General features: G+C 32.7%; 15 protein-coding genes. 1 reads left to right on the top strand and 14 read right to left on the bottom strand.

Features of this window, described 5'->3' with window-relative positions:
- Positions 1–4: 4 nt before the first annotated feature.
- The 6 genes from LG649_RS05365 to LG649_RS05340 form a co-directional block, all read right to left on the bottom strand.
- On the bottom strand, positions 5–871 hold the full coding sequence (locus LG649_RS05365; RefSeq protein WP_226541923.1) for an OmpA family protein: 867 nt from the start codon (positions 869–871) through the stop codon (positions 5–7).
- Positions 872–950: 79 nt separating this feature from the next.
- Positions 951–2,585 (bottom strand): S41 family peptidase, encoded by a 1,635-nt coding sequence (locus LG649_RS05360; RefSeq protein WP_226541921.1) that lies wholly within the window; start codon positions 2,583–2,585, stop codon positions 951–953.
- Positions 2,586–2,598: 13 nt separating this feature from the next.
- A complete protein-coding gene (gene rnpA / locus LG649_RS05355; RefSeq protein ID WP_226541919.1) occupies positions 2,599–2,973 on the bottom strand; it encodes a ribonuclease P protein component in 375 nt (124 codons plus the stop codon).
- A 96-nt stretch (positions 2,974–3,069) separates the two neighbouring features.
- A complete protein-coding gene (locus LG649_RS05350) occupies positions 3,070–4,890 on the bottom strand; it encodes a M1 family metallopeptidase (protein WP_226541917.1) in 1,821 nt (606 codons plus the stop codon).
- Between the two features lie 10 nt (positions 4,891–4,900).
- Positions 4,901–6,517, bottom strand: a complete 1,617-nt coding sequence (locus LG649_RS05345) for a S8 family peptidase (RefSeq protein WP_226541915.1) — start codon at positions 6,515–6,517, stop codon at positions 4,901–4,903.
- Between the two features lie 31 nt (positions 6,518–6,548).
- A complete protein-coding gene (locus LG649_RS05340; protein ID WP_226541913.1) occupies positions 6,549–7,406 on the bottom strand; it encodes an MBL fold metallo-hydrolase in 858 nt (285 codons plus the stop codon).
- 167 nt (positions 7,407–7,573) lie between these two features.
- Here LG649_RS05340 and LG649_RS05335 point away from each other — a divergent pair, with 167 nt between their 5' ends.
- Positions 7,574–9,457 carry a cation:proton antiporter gene (locus tag LG649_RS05335; protein WP_226541911.1) on the top strand — a complete coding sequence of 628 codons (1,884 nt, stop codon included), beginning with the start codon at positions 7,574–7,576 and terminating at the stop codon, positions 9,455–9,457.
- Positions 9,458–9,545: 88 nt separating this feature from the next.
- Here LG649_RS05335 and LG649_RS05330 read toward each other — a convergent pair whose 3' ends face one another.
- The 8 genes from LG649_RS05330 to lepA all read right to left on the bottom strand — a co-directional run bounded on the left by LG649_RS05330 (position 9,546) and on the right by lepA (position 22,084).
- On the bottom strand, positions 9,546–10,943 hold the full coding sequence (locus LG649_RS05330) for a hypothetical protein (RefSeq protein WP_226541910.1): 1,398 nt from the start codon (positions 10,941–10,943) through the stop codon (positions 9,546–9,548).
- A gap of 31 nt (positions 10,944–10,974) precedes the next feature.
- Positions 10,975–12,030 (bottom strand): right-handed parallel beta-helix repeat-containing protein, encoded by a 1,056-nt coding sequence (locus tag LG649_RS05325; protein ID WP_226541908.1) that lies wholly within the window; start codon positions 12,028–12,030, stop codon positions 10,975–10,977.
- 63 nt (positions 12,031–12,093) lie between these two features.
- Positions 12,094–12,729 (bottom strand): hypothetical protein, encoded by a 636-nt coding sequence (locus LG649_RS05320; protein ID WP_226541906.1) that lies wholly within the window; start codon positions 12,727–12,729, stop codon positions 12,094–12,096.
- Positions 12,730–12,964: 235 nt separating this feature from the next.
- Entirely contained in the window at positions 12,965–15,367 is a 2,403-nt protein-coding gene (locus LG649_RS05315) for a glycoside hydrolase family 31 protein (protein ID WP_226541904.1), read from the bottom strand.
- A gap of 180 nt (positions 15,368–15,547) precedes the next feature.
- Positions 15,548–17,455, bottom strand: coding sequence for a 1,4-alpha-glucan branching protein GlgB (gene glgB, locus LG649_RS05310; RefSeq protein ID WP_226541902.1), 1,908 nt, complete (start codon positions 17,453–17,455; stop codon positions 15,548–15,550).
- Between the two features lie 3 nt (positions 17,456–17,458).
- The gene (locus tag LG649_RS05305) at positions 17,459–18,724 is read right to left on the bottom strand and encodes a glucose-1-phosphate adenylyltransferase (RefSeq protein ID WP_226541899.1); all 1,266 of its coding nucleotides are present in this window, start codon (positions 18,722–18,724) and stop codon (positions 17,459–17,461) included.
- Between the two features lie 6 nt (positions 18,725–18,730).
- Entirely contained in the window at positions 18,731–20,137 is a 1,407-nt protein-coding gene (locus LG649_RS05300) for a glycogen synthase (RefSeq protein WP_226541898.1), read from the bottom strand.
- Between the two features lie 150 nt (positions 20,138–20,287).
- On the bottom strand, positions 20,288–22,084 hold the full coding sequence (gene lepA, locus LG649_RS05295) for a translation elongation factor 4 (protein ID WP_226541895.1): 1,797 nt from the start codon (positions 22,082–22,084) through the stop codon (positions 20,288–20,290).
- Positions 22,085–22,166: the final 82 nt, after the last annotated feature.

The following is a 22,166-nucleotide window of genomic DNA, read 5'->3' as shown; positions in this document are numbered from 1 at the left end:
ACATTTAGTTGGCATTATCAACGTAGTTGATTACAATTTCTACACGACGATCGTATTTAGGATCGCCACCTAAAGGGAATTTACGCCGCATTCCTAAATGTCTCATTCGTTTTTTTTCAACTCCTTTTTTCGCAAAATAATCGTAAACATATTTTGCCCGTGCTTCAGATAGATTGCGTTTTTTGGTTTTTCTGTCAATAGCATCACGTGTATATTGTGTGCAACAAACGTGACCTTGTATTGTAAAGTAAATATCTGGTCTGGCTACTAAAGCTTCGGCTATTTCGGTAAGTATTTTTTTTGAATCTGGTGTAACAGTAGCATAACCTGTTTTAAATAATATGTTATCTAAAACAATTTTATTGCCTTTTTCACTTTCGTTGATTTTATCAATTATCGATTTTTCTTTTTTTGCTTCAATTGATTTTTTAGTATTATCGGCAATTTCAACAACGGGTTCTTTTGGTTTTGGCTTTACTATAATTTCAACTTTACGGTTTAAACCACGAATTTTTAGTAAGTTTTCTTCTTTAACTACTTTTAATAAAATTTCACCTTTACCATCAACATTTGTTATTAAAGATTCGCTTATTTCGTTTTCAGAAAAAATGGTTTTTATAGCGTTTGCGCGCTGTTGAGATAATTTTAAGTTGTAAGTGTCTGCACCTCTATCATCACAGAAACCAAAAATTGAAACCGATTCTATATTTACATCTGTTAAGTTTGATATAAATAAAAGCAACCTGTTTTTTTCGGTATTTGGTACGTTATATTCATCAGTTTCAAAATAGACTTCGTGTTTTAAATTTTCTTGCGAAAAACTTAAAATTGAAATAAAATTGAGAAGTATAATTATTAAAACTTTGTTCATAGCAACCTATGTGATAAATATAATATTTTTAATTGAAATCGAAGCTATATCCTGTTATACAGCATATTTCAACGGTATTTTAATTTAAATATCCAGAATAGGTACTTAGGTTGCCAAGTATTTCTGTTGCTTTTTTAATTTCGTTATCGTGAATTTTATAATATTCGTATAAGCCTTCGCGATAAGCATATTGTTTTACAATTTCTTCGGTAATTTTATTTAATAAATAGTTTTTGTTTTCATCGATTACCGTAGATTTAGATTTGTTTAAATTTGAGATTAAGGTATTATAATCGGTTTGTATATTATCGTTTAATTCTTCTTTTTTTGCGACTTCAAATGCTTTTTTAAGCGCTTTTTCGGTATCGGTTTCAAAAGTAAAATTGTTAGTTTTTAAATAATTTTTAAAGTCTTTAAAATCGTTATCGTTTAATTTTAAATTGTTAATGTCTTTAATTTTATGTTTGTAATGGTAATTTGTAGCGTAATTAAAAACTAAATCGTTATTAACAATTGCAGATGTTATGGGTGAGGTTTTATAACTTCCTATTAAAACATCTGGGAAAACACCACCACCATCAAAAACTTTACGTCCGTTTTTAGTTTTAAATTCGTTGTAATTTTCTTGTTTTACACGAACAGCCTCTCCGTTTTCATTACGGTGCCAATAATCTAAAGCTTGAATACATCGACCAGATGGTGTGTAATAACGCGAAATGGTAATTTTTACTTGTGTACCATAAGTGAGTTCTTTTGGGCGCTGCACTAAGCCTTTACCAAAGCTTCTTGAGCCTACTATTACTGCACGATCTAAATCTTGAAGTGCACCAGAAACAATTTCGCTAGCTGAGGCACTTTTACCATCAATTAAAATTACTAATGGAATTTCGGTATCTATAGGATCGTTTTGTGTGTAGTATGTTTTATTGTATTTTTCTACTTTAGATTTTGTAGTTACTACTAATTGACCTTTGGGTACAAAAAGATTTACAATGTTAATAGCTTCGTTAACCAATCCACCAGGATTACCGCGTAAATCCAAAATAATACGCTTTGCGCCTTGCGCTTTTAAATCGCGTAATGCATAATTAGTTTCTGCATGTGCTTTACGACTAAATGCACTTAAAACTATGTAACCGGTTTTGTCGTTAACCATGGAAAAATGCGGGACAGCTTTAATTTCTACCTCCGCGCGTTTAATGGTTGTAGTTTGTGTTTTGCCTTGTCTATTAAAAGTTACTTCAACTTGCGATCCGGCAGTACCTTTTAATAAGTTACCCGCATCGTCTTTATAATCTAAAATAGAAGTGTTGCCAACTTTAATAATTTCGTCACCTGCTTTAAGTCCAGCTTTATCGGCAGGATAATCTTTGTAAGGCTCAATTATAACAAGTTTGTCTTTTAAGGTTTTAACTTTGGCACCAATACCTGTATAATCGCCGGTATTGTTTATTCTTGCGGCTTCAACATCTTGTTCGTTCATGAAATTGGTGTATGGGTCTAAATCGGCAAGCATGCTTTTTATAGCAGTATCCATGAGTTCACCAGGATTAGTATCATCAACATAATTCATGTTAATTTCTTTAAACAAGGTGGTAAATATTTCAATTTGCTTTGCAATTTCAAAAAAATCGTTTTTAAATGCCGATGTTGTTAAAAACACAGCACAAAGTAAAACGGGGATAATTACTTTTCTTTTTAATAATTTTTTCATGAACGAATTTTTATTAGGCTTGGCTTTTATTCGAAAATTTCTCGAAAAGTTGCTTCATTTTAGTATTTACAAGGTTAAAGTTTGGTATTTCTTTACCAATGTACAAAATCATAAACGCATGTGGCGTTGATAAATTGTTAAATATATCGGGTTTATTTAACCTATAAGCTTCACGCATTAAACGTTTTATACGATTTCTAGCTACCGCAGTTTTAAAATTACGCTTACTTACCGAAACACCTGTTTTAGCTTGTATATTTTCTTTAAATGTTGTTGGTAAATATACTAAACGCAAGGGGTAGGACGAAACCGATTTACCACTGTTAAATAGTTCGTCTATAAGCGTTTTGCTTTTTAATTTTTCGTTTTTAGGGTAGGTAAGACGCAATTATTGTGCTTTTATTTGCCAAAGGTATGTAAAATATAAAAATTAAAAACCTTCTGTTTTAACAGAAGGTTTTTAAAATTAATATAAAAATTAAATCTATTTTTTATTATTATCTGGGTTAATATCTGCCATTAAACCACTTGGGTCTATTTGTACACTTTTTACAGATTTTTCTGCGTTAAATGTATAGGTAGGATATGCCCATGCCCAATCTTTTATAAGGGTTGCAGTGGTTGGTTTTTCACCACGCATCATTTGTAATGGTATATAATAATTTTGTGTTGTACCATCGGTGTACGTTACTGTTAAATCTATAGGCATTGGCATTAAACCAATGCGCTCTAAAGTTATGGTTTTATCTTCAACAGATGTAATACCATAATCTATAGTGTTTGTTGTTTGGCCAAAATCTATTAAATACCAATCGAGTTCTAAACCAGAAACTCTTTCGGCAGTTCTAACAATATCTAATGGTTTTGGGTGTTTAAAAGAAAAATCGGTAAAATATTTTTTTATGGTTTTCTTTAAGTTTTCTTCTCCAATTACATAACCTAATTGAGCTAAAAACACTTCACCTTTACTGTAAGCCGAAATGCTATAAGCTTGATTGTAAGCATATCTATCGGCATGTGTAGTTAACGGTTGCTCTTTACCAGATTTAGCTAAATACAGGTAGTTTCTGTAAGCTCCAGCAGTAGGGTTTTCTTTATTAGTTTCCATAACTTCGTTCATTGCTAAATCGCTAATGTAACTTGTAAATCCTTCGTCCATCCACTCATGTTTTGCCTCGTTGCTTGCTAGTAAAAATTGAAACCAAGTATGTGCCATTTCGTGAGCTGTAACACCAACTAAACTGCCAAAACTTCGTTTACCAGTAATTAAAGTACACATAGCATATTCCATACCGCCATCGCCACCTTGAATTACAGAGTATTGTTCGTAAGGATATTTACCAACATGCTCTGAATAATACTGAATTAACGCCGCTGCTTTAGGTTGAAATTCTTTCCAGAATTTTATATTTTCTTTTGGTAGTGTTTTTTTATAGTAAAAATTAAGTAATGGGCCATTTTCTATTTGTAGTGTATCGTGAATATATTCCGGATCGGCAGCCCAAGTAAAATCGTGTACGTTTGGAGCTTTAAAATGCATGGTTTTTTTATTGCCTTTTACAGTTGGCTCTCCTTGTAAATAACCTGTACCACCAACAACATAATTTTTATTTATTGTTAGTTTTACATCAAAATTACCCCAAACACCATGAAACTCACGACCAATATATGGGTCTGCATGCCAACCTTCAAAATCGTATTCTGCTAATTTTGGGTACCACTGCGTCATTGAAAGTGCAACACCTTCTTTGTTATTTCTACCAGAACGACGAATTTGTACGGGCACTTGCGCATCAAAAACCATATCGAAGGTTACTTTTTCACCTGGTTGAATAGGTTTTGCTAATTCAACTTCTAAAACAGTACCCACAGTTTCGTATTTTAAAATGGTTCCGTTTTGTTTTAAAGAATTAACGTTTATATAACCAATTTCGTTAGGTTTAAGTTTGCTAATTCTATCTTCAACACGACGATCTGGATCTGCAATTGTACGCGAGCGTACATCCATTTCGCTACCAGGTTGAAAAGCATTAAAGTATAAATGATAGAATACTTTATTTAAAACATCGGGTGAATTATTGGTGTAAACTAATTGTTGTTTTCCTTGGTATTGATAGGAGTTTACATCCATATCAATCTCCATTTTATAATCTACATGCTGTTGCCAATATCCAGTAGTTTCACTTGAAGTATTGGTAGCCAAAGCTGTATTTGGAGGTGATGAAACCGTTGGAGCCGCACCTTTTGTTGTACTGCACGATAATAAAAAAGAAAGACTTAATAAAAAAACAAAAGATCGTTTCATATATAATTGATTAATTTGATTGAGTGGCTATTTTTGAAGCCATAATTAAGGCATTGTAAGCATTTACAATTTTTCCTGATTTTGATAATTCTGAAAACGAACGGATATCGCTAGTATCGCCACCAACAATAACTTTAGTTTTTAATGCTAAGCCAGAATCCATTATAATTTGTTTTACTTGTGAAGCTTTTAGAGCGGGATAATACGAGCGAATTAAAGCAGCAACACCAGCAACAGCAGGAGCAGCCATAGATGTACCGCCTTTAGTATCGTATTCGTTTTCTGGCGTTGTAGAATAAACGCTTGCTCCTGGAGCAAAAACATCAACATTTTGTTTCCCATAGTTAGAAAAACCAGCCACCATGCCAGAACCATATTTTGGGGCTAATGCACCAACACGTATGTAGGTATTTGATATTTCTTTTCCATCTATATTATCGTCTGGAAAATTAGGTTCTGTGTCTACATCTTTACTATCGTTACCTGCTGCATGAACAAAAACTACATCTTTTTCACTTGCGTAAGCAATGGCATCGCGAACCCAATCGCTATGCGTTGAAAAACTTTTACCAAAACTTCCATTAATTACAGAAGCACCATTATCTACAGCATAACGAATTGCAAGTGCTACATCTTTGTCGTATTCGTCTCCGTTAGGCACGGTTCTAATACTCATAATTTCTACATTGTTAGCTACACCATTTGCACCTAAGCCATTATTGCGTTCTGCAGCAATAATTCCGGCTACGTGTGTACCATGACTTTCTGTTTTTACAGTTGGTTTTACATTTCCATCACCGTAGAATTTGGTAGATAAATCGTCTGGGTTATCTCCAGTTACACGACCTTCAAACGTTTTATTAAGGTTATAGTTTAAACGCTCGTTAATTTGTTCTAAACCAGAATTAATTTCTTCTTTGGCTTCATCCATAGATTCCATACCATTACTAAACATGTATTGCGCCATTTGTTTTGCTTGAAGTACGCTTTCGTCTTCACTTTCAATAGCATTAACATCTTCTTTAGTGTATTTTTCTTTACCTGTAGCTTTTGCTAAAATTTGGTCTGCAGCCAATATTTGTTGGTAAATTTGGTCGTATTGTGTTTTTCTACCCAACCAAGTTTGGTATTGCGAATCGTATTCGGCTTGGGCAGCAGCATAATCTGGGTTACTGGTATCTCCTTTTGCTAAAATTCGAACAAATTCTAGTTGTTCGTTATAGCCTTCACCTAAAAAATTCCAGCCATGAATATCATCAACATAACCGTTATTATCGTCATCTTTTCCGTTGTTTGGTATTTCATCTTCATTGGTCCATATAACATCATTTAAATCTTCATGGTCAATATCGATTCCAGAATCAATAACAGCTACAATAATTTTTTTTCCTTTTTTGTTTTTGATAATTTCAGCGTAAGCTTTATCAACACTCATACCAGGAATAGTATCGGCAATCATGTCTAAATGGCCCCAATTATGCTTTTCGGCTTCTGTTAGTTCTGAAACTTTTAAAGGTGAAGTATCAATATTTTCTGGTGGTGTAGAAATTATGTTAGCTCCGGTACCGCAGCCAAATAATACTGCCGAAAATATGGCAGAAGTGAATAAGGGTTTAATAATTTTCATTTGTTTATTTTGAGTTTATTTTGAAATTTAATTAAAATATATCTGTAGTTACAAACGTTTCGTTAAGCCTAACTCCTTTTTCGGTGTGTTTTACTGTAATTATTTCGTTATGCGCGTCGTGTTCTAAAAATAGATAATAATTATTATCTGCGGCTATATTTAAAAATTTTTCTTTTTCTGTGAGCGTTAAAAGTGGTCTGGTATCGTAACCCATAACGTAGGGTAATGGTAAATGCCCAACAGTTGGCAATAAATCGGCCATAAAAGCTATGGTTTTGCCTTTATAATTTATTAGCGGAATCATTTGTTTATCGGTATGGCCATTGGCAAAAAAAATATTGAAACCTAGCTGCGATTTTTTAAGTAAGTCGCTTTCTGGAATGTTTGTAAATTTTAATTGACCACTTTCTTCTATAGGTAAAATATTTTCTTTTAAAAATGATGCTTTTTCGCGTGCATTTGGTTGTGTTGCCCATTGCCAATGGTTTTGGTTGCTCCAAAAATGGGCATTTTTAAAAGCCGTTTCGTATCCGGTTTTATTTTTGTTCCATTTTATGCTACCTCCACAATGGTCGAAATGTAAATGTGTTAAAAAAACATCAGTAATGTCATCACGATGAAAACCATATTTTTTTAAAGAACTATCTAAATTAAAGTCGCCCCATTGGTAGTAGTAACTAAAAAATTTTTCGGATTGCTTATCACCCATACCATTATCAATTAAAATTAATCGATTTTCATCTTCAATTAATAAACAGCGAGCTGTTAAATCAATCATATTGTTAGCATCTGCAGGATTGGTACGCTGCCATAAAGATTTTGGCACAACGCCAAACATAGCGCCACCATCTAACTTAAAATTACCAGCGTTTATTGGGTATAATTTCATAAGAACGTAAAATTAAGAAATCTATAACGATTGTTTAAAAATGTTAAGATTTTATTATGAAATAAGAATTTATTTGGGAATAAAAAATTAAAAAACACGAACAAAACAGATTATAAAACCTAATCTTGTAAGATTTTTTTAATTTAGTGATTTTATAACAACATTATATGGTAGCATTAGGAGGAATAATTATTTTAGGAATATTGGCGCAGTGGGTAGCTTGGAAATTAAAAATTCCTGCTATTTTACCGTTAATTTTAATAGGCCTTCTTGTTGGACCAATTGCTGCAGAATATTTATCATCAGACGGAACAAAATGGATAGAGCCTATTTGGAATGGTGAAGAAGGCTTATTTCCAGGAGAAAGTTTATTTTATTTTGTGTCTTTAGCCATTAGTATAATTCTTTTTGAAGGCGGTTTAACCCTAAAAATTAATGAAATAAAAAATGTAGGCCCAGTTATTACAAAACTTATAACGTTAGGTTCTATTGTAACTTTTTTTGGTGGAGCTTTTGCTGCACATCATGTGTTTTATTTAACATGGGAAATTTCATTTTTATTTTCTGCCTTAATTATAGTTACAGGACCAACTGTAATTACACCAATTTTAAGAAATATACCTTTAAAAAAGGATGTATCTGCCATATTAAAATGGGAAGGCATTTTAATAGATCCTATTGGAGCGCTGGTAGCAGTTTTAGTATTCGAGTTTATTAGTGTTGGTGCAGGTGGCGAGTTTACAAAAACAGCTTTAATTGAGTTTGGTAAAATTGTATTATTTGGTTTTACCTTTGGTTTTACCTTTGCTCACGCGTTAAATTTTATAATTAATAAAAAACTTGTACCTCATTATTTATTAAATGTTTTTGCTTTAGCAGCAGTTTTAGGTGTTTTTATTTTATCTGATGTTTTTGCTCACGAATCGGGACTATTAGCTGTTGTGGTTATGGGAATGGTTTTAGGCAATTCTAAATCGCCTTACTTAAAAGAGCTATTGTATTTTAAAGAATCGCTAAGTGTTTTATTAATTTCTATTCTGTTTATTTTATTAGCTGCCAATATAAATTTTGAAGACTTACTGCTTATTTATAATTGGAATGCAGCCATATTATTTGCCTTGGTTGTATTTATAATTCGTCCAATAGGAGTGTTTTTAAGCACCCAAGGATCTAAATTAAAATTAAAAGAAAAATTATTTATAAGTTGGGTAGGCCCTCGTGGAATTGTAGCTGCTGGTATTGCCTCGTTATTTGGTTTAACACTAGCAGATAAGGGTGTTGAAGATGCTAAATACATTACACCTTTAGTTTTTATGATAGTTTTAGGTACCGTACTTTTAAATGCAACAACAGCGAGATTGTTTGCTAAACTAGTTGGTGTTTTTTTAAAGAAATCTGGAGGTATTTTAATTATAGGAGCCTCAAAAGTGTCTAGATTATTAGGACATTATTTAGAAAATAACGGTCGCCATGTAGTGCTTATAGACAGTAACGAACGTAATATTGAAAAAGCTCGCGAATTGGGTCTTGAAGCTATTACAACTAATATTTATTCTGATACGCTCATGGATAATATTGAACTTAATGATGTGGGATATTTAATGGCTTTAACCGGAAATTCTGATATTAATAAGTATGCTATTGAGAAGTTTGGAAGCCAATTTGGTGAAAACGGATCGTTTAGGTTAATTACCACACAAGAAATGCTTGATGTTGATGTTAATAACCATCCAAAGGAAGGGTTATTTTCTCATAGAGATGATTTTAACTCATTATTAGCCTTATCGAGAAGACACCCAAGTATTCAGGAAATAGATTTAACCGATAAAGAACATTACCAAAGTTTAATTAAAATAACAAACGAAGATGATGATATAATACCTTTATTTATAAAAGATTTAAAGGGCGAATTGCATATTATTTCATCATTTGGTTTAGAAATTGAAGACGAAATAAAAGGAGGTTGTCAATTAGTGTATTTAGGAAAGCCTTTTGATGTAGATGAGGTTCCAACCGTTGAAAGTAATTCTGGAATTAAAGAGCAAGAATAAAAATTAGAAATAAATTTAAGGTATGTATAAATAAAAACCCCTTTTTTAATCTTAAAAAAGGGTTTTTTTGTTTCTTTAATTTTATTTTTTATCTATAAGCTTCATAAAGAGTTGATATAAAAGGATCAAATTCATCAACTTGTAATTCATAAAAACGATCTGTATAGTCAAAAACAGGAGACCAATTCCAGTCGTCTTCTATATCCATAAGTCTTGCGGCTAAAATATGAGAAGTTTGAGCATAACCACAAATTTTGCGGTAAGTTGCTCCCCAATTAGCGTTATCTTCTTCAGGCTCATCAGCATGATGTATTCCCCATTCTGCTAAACCTATATCGTCTGTAGTGTAAGGAGTAAGTGTTGCTCTGTCATCGGGTCTCCAAGCATCACTATTAGTAATATCTACTTCCGTTTGGCTAACATAAAAATGTTGTTGATCGTCTTGAAAAATAAAGTGTTGTTCTTTGTCTCCATAAGCTAAAATATCATCATTTTCTAACACTTTTCCGGCTAATAAAAGAGGCATTTTTCTACCTAAATTATGTCCACCACTATTGTTCCATTGTGCTCCGTTTTTAGCTAAACCATAAATATCAATTCCATATTGGACTAAGTTTATTAAAAGTTGTGTTTTTTCTTCATTAGTATAATCTAATTGTAAAAGAATTAAACCGATGGCAGATTTATTAGCTAAATCTCTTCCATATGGAGGCATATGGTTGGCAGGATGAATATCTCTGGATGTCCATGCTGTATTGTGCTCTAACCAAACTCTATCATAGTAATGAGTAACTTCTCCAATATCGTATGTATCTGTTAATCTTGGATGAGTTCCTAAAACATCAAAATTTAAATCTGTAGTTGTTGCTATCGCTGTTTTGTTTGAACCTGTATATGGAGGTCTAAAAGAGTTTTCTAAAGGAATTTCGGCAACTACAGTAAGTATAGCAGCATCACTAATAATAGGTCTTCCATCTGCAGATTCTGTAGAGATTGATTTGATGATAGATGTTCCTGCAGGTACTGTTAAGTTTGAGTTTGTGTTACCAGGGTCAACATTTAGAAAGTCTTCATAACCCATATCTCTAGCGTTACTATCATAACCTTGATTTTCACTGTTTTCAGGGTTAATCATTGTACCATTAATTATGCGCCCGCTTACATTTTGAGATACAGGCGTTATTTGTGTAATTGTAACATCATATCCTTCATTGTAAACCCAATAATCTCCGTTTGCATATTGTCCTACAGTATAAGAATCTAAAAAATAAAAAGTTATTAGATCATCATAATAAGAAATACTACTTTGGCTAGTGCCCTCAGATGATTCAGGATCTTCCTCTGTATTTTCTTCTTCTTCAGAAATTTCTTCTTCTGTCTCCTCAGGATCTGTGTTATTTTCAGGGGTACAGTTGTAAATAGTTATAGTTAAAAAAGCAAAAATTATGAGAGAATAATTTTTAAATAGGTTAAATTTGTTAATCATGATTTAGGGATTAAATACTTTTAAATGGATTTTAATTTTTAATTATTTTTTTTGTAGTTACACCTTCTTTTGTAAAAATTTTCAAAACATAAATTCCAGAAGTAAGATTATTGGTTTTTACGTTAAAGTTATTACTTGTAATAGTGTTTTTCATTATTAATTTTCCTGTATTGCTATACAATTCATAATTAGCGCCTTGATTTTCTAAAACGTAAAGTTCGTTTGTAATCGGGTTAGGGTAACTTATAATATTATTAGAGAGTTCTATGTTGTTGGTACTTAATGTTTCATCGCAAGTTGTACCTTCTACTAATTCGTTAGTATCTTCATATCTATTACAGTTAAAAACGTTATTGGTAACTGAGTTATCTCCATCTATAATATGAGTACCAAATTGAGCATCTCTACCAAACAAATTGTTTGTAATAGAAATATTGGTTGGTGGGCCGTAATTACGTTCTCTTATTTGAACGCTATAGCCACCACCATTAATCCAGTTTCCATCAATTACAATATCATCAACAGCTGCATCGTTAGATTGAATAATAATGCATTGGCTGTTTTTATAACCGCTAGCAGGTCCCATGTCAAAGTTATTTCCAGTGATAATACCACCACCTTCTCTAACTAATTGTATACCATCGGCATGAGCATCTTCTACATATCCTAAATGGTGAAAATAACAGGATTCAATAAGAAAGTTACTATATGGTTTAATACCGTCTGCACCGCTATTCCAAATATTGCATCGTCTGGCAGTAAAGTTTCTACCAAGTATTGCGGCACTTTGCATACCTTCAATTTCACAATCTTCTATAAGAATGTTTTCACCTTCTTTAATGTCTATACCATAAAAGCCACCTGTAGTAATTTTACAATTTCTAATAGTAACATTATTTGCATAAATGCGAATAGTTCCGGATATTAATTTGTTTTCAATAACAGTATTATCTGTTTGAATTGTTGTTGAACCAGTATAATTTGTTAGAGTACCAGTGTAACCTGTGTTTTCGGCTGTTGGTTTTTCTTGTGCATAAAAAATAGTTGTAAATAATAGTACTAGTGAGGTAGTAATAATTTTGTACATAACTTTAAGGGGTTTATATTATTAAAAAGGTTAATTTCTGAATGGATTTGGTTGAGAGATTATTTAATTTATTTTACTAATTAAAAAACCAGAACCAGCTGGAAAATTTCCATAATCTAGATACGTGTATAAGGGGTATGTTATATTTAATTGAGATAAATTAAATTTAGAAACACATTCTTTTATCAAGTATTTAACTTGAGTCATTTTTTTATGTTTAATTAAAATGAAAATATCTTCTAAATCATCTTCATAATTTTCAGAAAAACTATTATAATAGCATTCATTGTATATTTTAGTTAAATCATCTAGGTAATAATTGCCTAAATCTCCATATCCTATAGCGTTTAAACCTTGTTCGTGATTGTTTTCATTAACATTTTTATAAGCACGTATACGAATAGAATAATCACCTGAAGCAATAAAACAAAAACTAATTAATTGAAAGTCATTGTTAGAATTCTTGTGAGGAAGATTTTCAAGCATGTTATTAATACCAGATATGAGTTCTTTATTGCGATCATTAAAAGAAGCATCTACTTTATTTATTAAGTTTATGTAATAATCTTTAGCGTCACCTTCAAAATTGCATTGAATTAATTTTAAAATTGAAATTTTTAGGTCATAGTAATTTTCAAAATCTTCGTTATTAAAAAAAATCATTGCTTTTTTAAGTTGTTCTTTATTAGCGATATTCATAAATTTTTAAGAATTTATTTTGAGTAAAACGTCGCTAAACTATAAAGACTAAATAAATTATACTACCCTGTTTTCAGTGAAAAAAAAATGTAAGAAAAATAAGGTTTTTTTCAATTAAAAAAAGTGTTTTCAAATTGTTGAAAAGGTATTCAATATTAAAAGTTAAATAATAAAAAAATCAGAAATGAAGATTCATTTCTGATTTTTTTATTATTCTTGTTATGAGGTAGTTTAATTAGGCCATAATATGCAATTCTGTAAATTCTTTATCGAGAATTAAAATATTATTACCGTTTGAAATAAGTTTTTGTAGAGGTATTTCTACATTATCTACTTCAATTTTCTTTATATCAAAAGGTAAGCCATGTAAACTAATTTTAAATGTTTTGTAGGTGGTTATGTATTTACCTGTTTTAAACTGTTGTATTATAAGTTCGTCTTCTTTTCCGGTAAGTTTAAAATCTCTTAAACTGTAACGACCTTTTATATAATCGTAACCATCGTTTGCATCTTCGTAAACTTGAGAGGTTTCTTTACCAAGCTTGTAATATACATCTAGGGTAAGTTCTTCTATAGTTTTTTCACCAACATATTGTTGTACAGGGTATTTAGGAATTATAGCTCCTTCACTTACAAAAATAGGCATACTATCTAGGTCTGCATCAACCCAGGTTTCTTGGCCACCTTCAACAATTTCATCGGTCCAGAAGTTATACCATCTACCAATAGGGAAATACATTCGTCTGCCTTTTTGATTTGGTCCGTTTACTGGGCAAACTAATATTTTTTCACCAAAAATAAATTCGTCGTTTCTGTAATGTGTTTGTGGGTCTTCTTGATCATAAAGCACTAAAGACTTTAAAATAGGAATACCATCGCTTACATTACGCCAAAATGCAGTATATAGGTATGGTAATAATTGATAGCGCAATTCAATAAATTTTCTAACAACATTGGTAATAGTATCCCCAAAAGCCCAAGGTTCTTGGTCGCCATGATCTCCAGAAGAGTGTGTACGACAAAATGGATGGAAAATACCTAGTTGAATCCAGCGTGCATAAAGTTCGCCATTAGGCTGTTCTGCAAAACCACCAATATCTGACCCTATAAACGAAAATCCAGACATGCTCATGCGTTGTGCTTGTAGGTTTGCTATGTTTAAATGATCCCAGGTTGCTACATTATCACCTGTCCAACTAGACGTGTAACGTTGTGTACCAGAATAGGCAGCTCTAGTGATTACAAACGGGCGTTTAGGATACGAGAATTTTTTTAAACCCTGATATGTTGCGCGTGCCATTTGCATACCATATACATTATGTGCTTTACGATGGCTACAGTGGTTACCATCGTAATTGTGCCTTACATCGTCTGGAAAAGATTTTCCTGGAACATCCATTACGGCTGGTTCGTTCATATCGTTCCAAACGCCTTTTACACCTATATCTTCAATAAGTTCTTTAAATAAATCAGACCACCAATCGCGTACTTCTGGGTTTGTAAAATCTGGGAAATAACATTCTCCAGGCCAAACTTTACCTTTCATATAAGGGCCATCGGCACGTTTACAGAAATAATCTTTTTCTAAACCTTCTTTAAATACAGAATAATCCATGTCTATTTTAATGCCTGGATCTATAATTACAATGGTTTTAAAACCATCGTCGGCCAATTCTTTAACCATACGTTTAGGGTCTGGAAAGTGCTTTTTACTCCAGGTAAAACAACGGAAACCTTCCATATAATCAATATCTAAATAAATAGCATCACAAGGTATTTGTAATTCTCTAAATTTAGAGGTGATTTCTTTTACTTTAGATTCTGGATAATAACTCCATTTACACTGGTGGTAACCTAATGCCCAAAGTGCTGGCATTTCGTGTGGTTTTCCTGTTAAATCGGTGTAATTTGCAACAACTTCAGACATTTGTGGCCCGTAAATAAAATAGTAGTTCATTTCGCCACCATGAGCCCAAAAACTTGTAATATTTCTGCGTTCATGACAAAAATCGAAATAGGAACGAAACGAGTTATCGAAAAATATACCATACGATTTTTTATTATGAAGTGCAGTATAAAATGGAATAGCTTTGTAAATAGGATCGGTTTCTCTGCCATAGGCATAAGAGTCTGTAACCCAGTTTTCAAAACGTTTACCTTTTAAATTATTATCTACAGGTTTATCGCCTAAACCATAGTAACTTTCGCCTGGTTGTGCTGTTTTAGACATTTTAACAACATTACCACCAAATTGATAGCTTTCTTCCCAATGGAAACCAAGCTCATCTTCACAAATTAGTGTATTATCTACAGCATCGTAAAGTGAAATACGCATATCTGCTTTCGCGACTTTACAAATTAATTTTGAAGTTGTTATAACGTAAGTATCTGCTTCTTCTTTTACTTCTAAATGGTTGTAACCTCTGCTTGCATATTTTGTTATAGCATACGAAAAATCGTTTTCAAAAATACCTGTTGTTGTATATCTAAACCTAAGTATACTGTCGCGACGTACTGTTATTTCTAATACAACACCATTATCGGCAGTGAATGAAAGAACATTTAGGTTTTTTTCGTAGTTTGTTATTTTAGAAGGAAATAGGTTTCCTTTATATTCTAATTCTGTATTTAATATCATAGCTTATAGGTTCATATGATTAAGTTTCTAATTTAATAAAATAAAAAATCCTCTCGTGTTTCTTTTCTGTAAAAAATCTTACAATTAATTATTAAAGATTTAATTTTATGGTAATTAGTTTATTAAAAATGTAAGATGTTAAACATAGACAGCATTTTAATATCATACCTTTTAATTGTTTTAATTGAATTCGAAAATAATTGTGGCTAGTGGAGGCAAGGTAACTTTAGCCGAAAAAGATTTACCATTCCATGGTTTGTTATCAATTTTTATAGGTTTAGTGTTTGAAACGCCACTGCCTCCAAATGCATATAAATCACTATTAAAAATTTCATTTATTTTTCCATTAATAGGCAAACCAATACAATAGTTTTCTCGTAAACTTGGGGTTAAATTACACACTACAATTATGTTTTCTTTGGGGTTATCGCCTTTTCGAATATAGGATATAACACTATTTTCATGGTCGTCGTAACTTATCCATTCAAAGCCTTCACCATCAAATGGTTTTTGGTATAATGCTGGCGTATTTTTATAAAATGTGTTTAGAGCTTTGTAATATTTTTTTAGATTTTGATGCGGAATAAATTCGAGCAAATTCCAGTCTAAACTTCCTTGAAAATCCCATTCGTTGTATTGCCCAAATTCACCTCCCATAAACAGTAATTTAGTTCCTGGGTGTGTAAACATGTAGCCATATAACAAACGTAGGTTAGCAAAACGTTGCCACTCGTCTCCTGGCATACGCCCTAAAATAGAATTTTTACCATAAACAACTTCATCATGCGATAAAGGCAGCATAAAGTTTTCGGTAAATGCATAGGCTAAACTAAAAGTGATTTCGTTGTGATGAAATTTACGATATACAGGGTCTTTTTTAAAGTATTCTAAGGTATCATGCATCCAGCCCATCATCCATTTCATTCCAAAGCCTAAACCACCAATATCAACTGGTTTAGAAACCATAGGGAAAGCTGTAGATTCTTCTGCAATGGTTTGTACATCAGGAAATGATGCGTAAATTTCTGTATTGAGTTCTTTTAAAAAACTAACCACGGCTAAGTTTTCGCGGCCTCCATAAATATTTGGTTCCCATTCTCCGTCTTCTCTAGAATAATCTAAAAAAAGCATAGATGCTACAGCATCTACACGTAAACCATCGGCGTGGTATTGGTCTAGCCAAAAAATAGCGTTACTTATTAAAAAGGAACGTACCTCGTTGCGTTCGTAATTAAAAATTAAGCTTTTCCAGTCTTGATGATAACCTTTGCGTTTGTCTGGATGCTCGTATAAATGTGAGCCATCAAAAAAGCCTAAACCATGAGCATCTTCTGGAAAATGAGATGGTACCCAATCGAGTATTATACCAATATCGTTTTGATGTAATTTATCTACTAAATATTTAAATTCTTCAGGATAACCGTAACGCGAGGTTGGAGCGAAATAGCCCGTAATTTGGTAACCCCATGACGGATCGAAAGGATATTCCATAATAGGCATGAGTTCAACATGCGTAAAATTCATGTCTTTTACATAGTCTACAAGCTCGTCAGCGAGTTCGAAATACGACATAAAACGGTTCTCTTCAACCTTTTTTTTCCAAGAGCCTAAATGTACTTCGTAAACGGAATAAGGTGCGTTTAAAGCATTATGTTTTTTACGTTTTTTCATCCAGTAGGTATCTTTCCAGCTGTAGTTGTCTTCCCAAACTATAGAAGCTGTACTTGGTGGATGTTCGCATCGTCGTGCATAAGGGTCGGCCTTTTCTGTTATTACATTATTATGATGGCTTACAATTTTGTATTTGTAAAGACTACCTTTGCCAACGTAAGGTATAAAACCTTCCCAAATACCGCTTGAGTCCCAACGTACATTTAGTTGGTGTTCGCCAGCTGTCCAGTAATTAAAATCGCCAATTACAGATACCTCTTTTGCGCTTGGTGCCCAAACAGCAAAGTAAGTACCATCAATTCCATTTAAAGTAATAATATGCGATCCGAATTTTTCAAAAAGTCTGAAATGTTTTCCGGCTTTAAATAAATTTATATCAAATTCTGTAAATAAACTGTGTGCTTTTACTTGTGCCATAAATTACAATTTGAAACCGCTTGGTATAACGGCTCCTTTTTTAATTACTACAATGCCGTCTTTTATGGCATAAGTTTCGGTTTCTGAATTTTCTAAATGTGGCCCGCCTTCAATAGTTACATCGTCGCCAATGCGGCAATTTTTATCGAGAATGGCATTTTTTATAAAACAGCGTTCTCCAATACCTTTTAAAATTTCAATTTTTTTCTCTTCGATTTCTAAAAGAGTTTCATAAGAGTCGCTACCCATCATGTAAGTACTAATTACCACAGAATCTTTACCAATTCTAGAGCGAATACCTATTACAGATTTTTCAATACGTTGGGCGCCAATAATACAACCTTCGGCTACTACGGCTTTTTCTAAAATAGTACCAGCCATTTTTGTAGTTGGTAGCATTCTGGCTCTTGTGTAAATGCGTTTTTTCTTATCGTATAAATCAAATTTTGGAATATCATCTGTTAAGCCAATGTTGGCTTCAAAAAAGGAGTCAATATTCCCAATATCTGTCCAGTAACCTTCGTATTGAAAGCTTAAAGTTTTATGTTTATTTATGGATTGCGGAATAATTTCTTTACCAAAGTCTATAGTAGATTCATCTTTCATTAAATCGATTAATAAATCTCTATTAAAAATATAAATACCCATTGATGCTAGGTAGTTTCTTCCTTCAGCTTTCATATCATCACTTACTTCTGATGTCCATTCAGGTAATAAGCTTGCATCTGGTTTTTCTATAAAAGATGTTACAACATTTTCCTCATTAGCTTTCATAATACCAAAAGAGGTAGCGTCTTTAGCATTAACAGGAATTGTTGCTATAGAAATTTTGGCGTTGCTAGCTTCGTGAGCGGCTATCATTTTATCGTAATCCATTTGATATAATTGATCGCCTGATAGAATTAAAGCATACTCAAAATCATGACGAACAAAGTGGTGCATACTTTGGCGAACAGCATCTGCAGTTCCTTGAAACCAGCCTTTATTATGTGGTGTTTGCTCAGCGGCTAAAACATCTACAAAAGCACTACTAAAAAAACTAAAATGGTAGGTGTTTTTTATGTGGCGATTTAACGAGGCTGAATTGAATTGAGTTAAAACAAATATGCGTTTAATATCGGAGTTTATACAGTTTGAAATTGGGATATCTACCAAGCGATATTTACCGGCAATAGGAACTGCTGGCTTGGAGCGCTCTTGTGTGAGAGGGTATAATCTTGAGCCTTGGCCACCACCAAGAATAATTGATAGAACTTTATTGTTTATCATGACTTTTTAGTTTATAGTATTGTATAGTTTTATGTATTGTTTGGCTGAAGCATGCCACGAATGGTCAATTTTCATTATTTGTGTTCTTAGTTTTTTGTACTTAGTTTGGTTAGTGTAAAGTTCTATTGCGCGGTTTATAGCTTCATTAATTTCGGGTATAGTTGTGGAATTGTGACAAATGCCAAAACCATTAGGTTCTTTAATATCTGTAACGGTATCTTTTAAACCTCCAATTTTAGTAACAATAGGTATTGTACCGTAGCGTAAAGAATACATTTGGTTTAAGCCACAAGGTTCTACTCGCGATGGCATAAGTAAAAAATCTGCACCTGCGTAGATTATATGAGAAAGTTTTTCGTCGTAGCCTATGTATGCATTGTAATTACCATTAAACTCCGTTTTTAATTCATAAAGATTTTGTTCTACAAGAGTATCACCGGAGCCTAAAAGTAAAATATTTAAATTGTTATTAGTTAGTGCTTTTTTAAAGATCTCTGGAAAAAGGTCTGTTCCTTTTTGGTGCACTAAACGACCAATAAAAGCTATTAAAGGTTTGCTTATGTCTAAATTAAAAGTTTCGCAGAGATATTTTTTATTGGCTTTGGCTCCTTTATTTACAGTTTTTATAGTATAATTTTCAACAAGGTAATTGTCTGTTTCTGGGTTCCATACTTCGGTATCAATACCGTTTAAAATACCAATACATTTATTACTTTCTGCGCTTAATAAGGGCTCTAATCCGTTGGCATTTTGTTTAAGCTCTTCCATGTAAGTTGGCGAAACTGTAGTAACCCGCCACGCGCATTTTATTCCAGCAGCTAAAGGGTTTATTTGTCCGCCCCAATCCAAAAGACCAACATTATTAAAATTAAAAGGCGGAATTAAATCAACTTTATCGTGCGAAAACCAACCTTGGTATTGCGCATTATGTATGGTTAAAATATTAGGTGTTTTTCTAAATGCTTCGTATTTAAAACTTTCTTGAAGCATAAATGGGATTAACCCTGTGTGATGATCATGACAATGTATAATGTCTGGATAGGTGTCCCAGGTTAATAACCAATCTAGCGAAGCGATTTGAAAGGCCAAAAAGCGTTCAGTATCATCAAAAGAATATACGTAATCTTTAAACAGTAAATCTGGTATATCTATAAAAAATACATCAAAATCTAAAATTGTATTTTCAAGAACTAAAATATTAACATTATAAGATGTTTTACCTAAAAAAACCTCTGAAGTAAATAGTGTTTTAAACTTATTATTTTGAGTGAATTTATTGTTGTAAAAAGGCATTAAAACTTGAGCCTGTTCACCAGAGTTATTTAAGTATTTTGGTAATGCACCAACAACATCGGCAAGCCCGCCAACTTTAGCGACAGGATAACACTCGGCGCTTATGTGGATAATTTTCATAGTTTAGTTTTGCTTACTGTATAAACTTACAAAAATAAACTATGAAAAATTACAGGTTTGTAGATTTTTTAAGAAAATAATTCTTTATTAACAATAAAGAAAGCTAAAAATAATAAATGACTAAAAAAAGGTTTAATAAATAGAATTTTTTTAATCGTTAAGCTTTAAAACAGCCATAAACGCTTGTTGAGGTATTTCAACGTTTCCTACTTGGCGCATACGTTTCTTCCCTTTCTTTTGCTTTTCTAGTAATTTACGCTTACGCGAGATGTCTCCACCATAACATTTTGCAGTAACGTCTTTACGTAAAGCCTTAACAGTTTCTCTGGCTACAATTTTGGCTCCGATAGCTGCTTGAATAGGAATATCGAATTGCTGACGTGGGATTAATTCTTTTAATTTCTCGCACATTTTTTTACCAATGTTATGTGCGTTATCGGCGTGAATTAATGCAGAAAGTGCATCAACCGATTGAGCGTTTAATAACACATCTAAACGTACTAATTTAGATTGTTTCATGCCAATTGGATGATAATCGAAAGAAGCGTAACCTTTTGATACGGTTTTAAGGCGATCGTAAAAATCGAAAACTATTTCTGCCAAAGGCATATCGAAATTAAGTTCAACACGCTCTGTAGTTAAATAAGTTTGGTTGGTTATTTGTCCGCGTTTTTCAATACACAAACTCATTACGTTACCAACAAAATCGGCTTTTGTAATAATAGTTGCTTTTATAAAAGGCTCTTCAACACGATTTAAGGTTGAAGGTTCTGGTAAATCGCTTGGGTTATTAACAACAATAACTTCGTCTGGATTTTTATTTGTAAAGGCGTGGTAACTTACGTTTGGTACGGTTGTAATTACCGTCATGTTAAATTCACGCTCTAACCGTTCCTGAATAATTTCCATGTGAAGCATACCTAAAAACCCACAACGGAACCCAAAACCAAGAGCTGCAGAACTTTCTGGAGCAAATACTAACGAGGCGTCGTTAAGTTGAAGCTTTTCCATAGAGGCGCGAAGTTCTTCGTAATCTTCGGTATCAACAGGATAAATACCTGCAAAAACCATAGGTTTTACATCTTCGAAACCACCAATTGCATTTTTAGTTGGGTTGGCCGAATCTGTAATAGTATCACCAACTTTTACTTCTTTGGCTTCTTTTATACCGGTAATAACGTAACCTACATCCCCAGCTTTAATTTCTTGTTTTGGCTGTTGCTTTAATTTAAGTGTACCAACTTCGTCGGCACCATAGGTTTTACCGGTTGCAATAAATTTAATTTGCTGGTTTTTTTTAATAGAACCATTTATAACTCTAAAATAAGTTTCTACACCACGAAATGGGTTGTAAACCGAGTCGAAAATTAAGGCTTGTAAAGGTTCGTTTGGCTCTCCAACAGGAGCAGGAATGCGTTCAATAATAGCTTTTAAAATATTATCGACACCAAAACCAGTTTTTCCACTGGCGTGAATAACATCTTCTGGATCGCAACCTAAAAGGTCTACAATATCGTCAGTAACTTCTTCTGGATTTGCACTTGGTAAATCTACTTTATTAAGTACCGGAATAATTTCTAAATCGTTTTCTAAAGCTAAATATAAATTTGAAATGGTTTGTGCTTGAATACTTTGGGCTGCATCAACAATTAGTAATGCACCTTCACAAGCAGCAATAGATCGAGAAACTTCGTAACTAAAATCTACGTGTCCAGGTGTGTCTATTAGGTTAAGCACATAGGTTTCGCCTTCAAAAATATAATCCATTTGAATGGCATGACTTTTTATGGTAATTCCTCGTTCGCGTTCCAAATCCATATTATCTAAAAGTTGGTCTTGCTTTTCGCGTTCTGTTACAGAACCAGTATAGTCTAGTAAACGATCGGCAAGGGTACTTTTTCCGTGATCAATATGTGCAATAATGCAAAAGTTTCTAATATTCTTCATATGGTTAACCTAAACAATAGATTTAGTTTGCAAATATATGTGTTTTTAAACGAGCGTAAAACATTGCTTGTTGGTAAATTAT

The sequence above is a fragment of the Neotamlana laminarinivorans genome, assembly GCF_020523925.1.
GTDB lineage: Bacteria > Bacteroidota > Bacteroidia > Flavobacteriales > Flavobacteriaceae > Neotamlana > Neotamlana laminarinivorans.
This window is presented reverse-complemented; position numbering and strand designations above follow the sequence as displayed.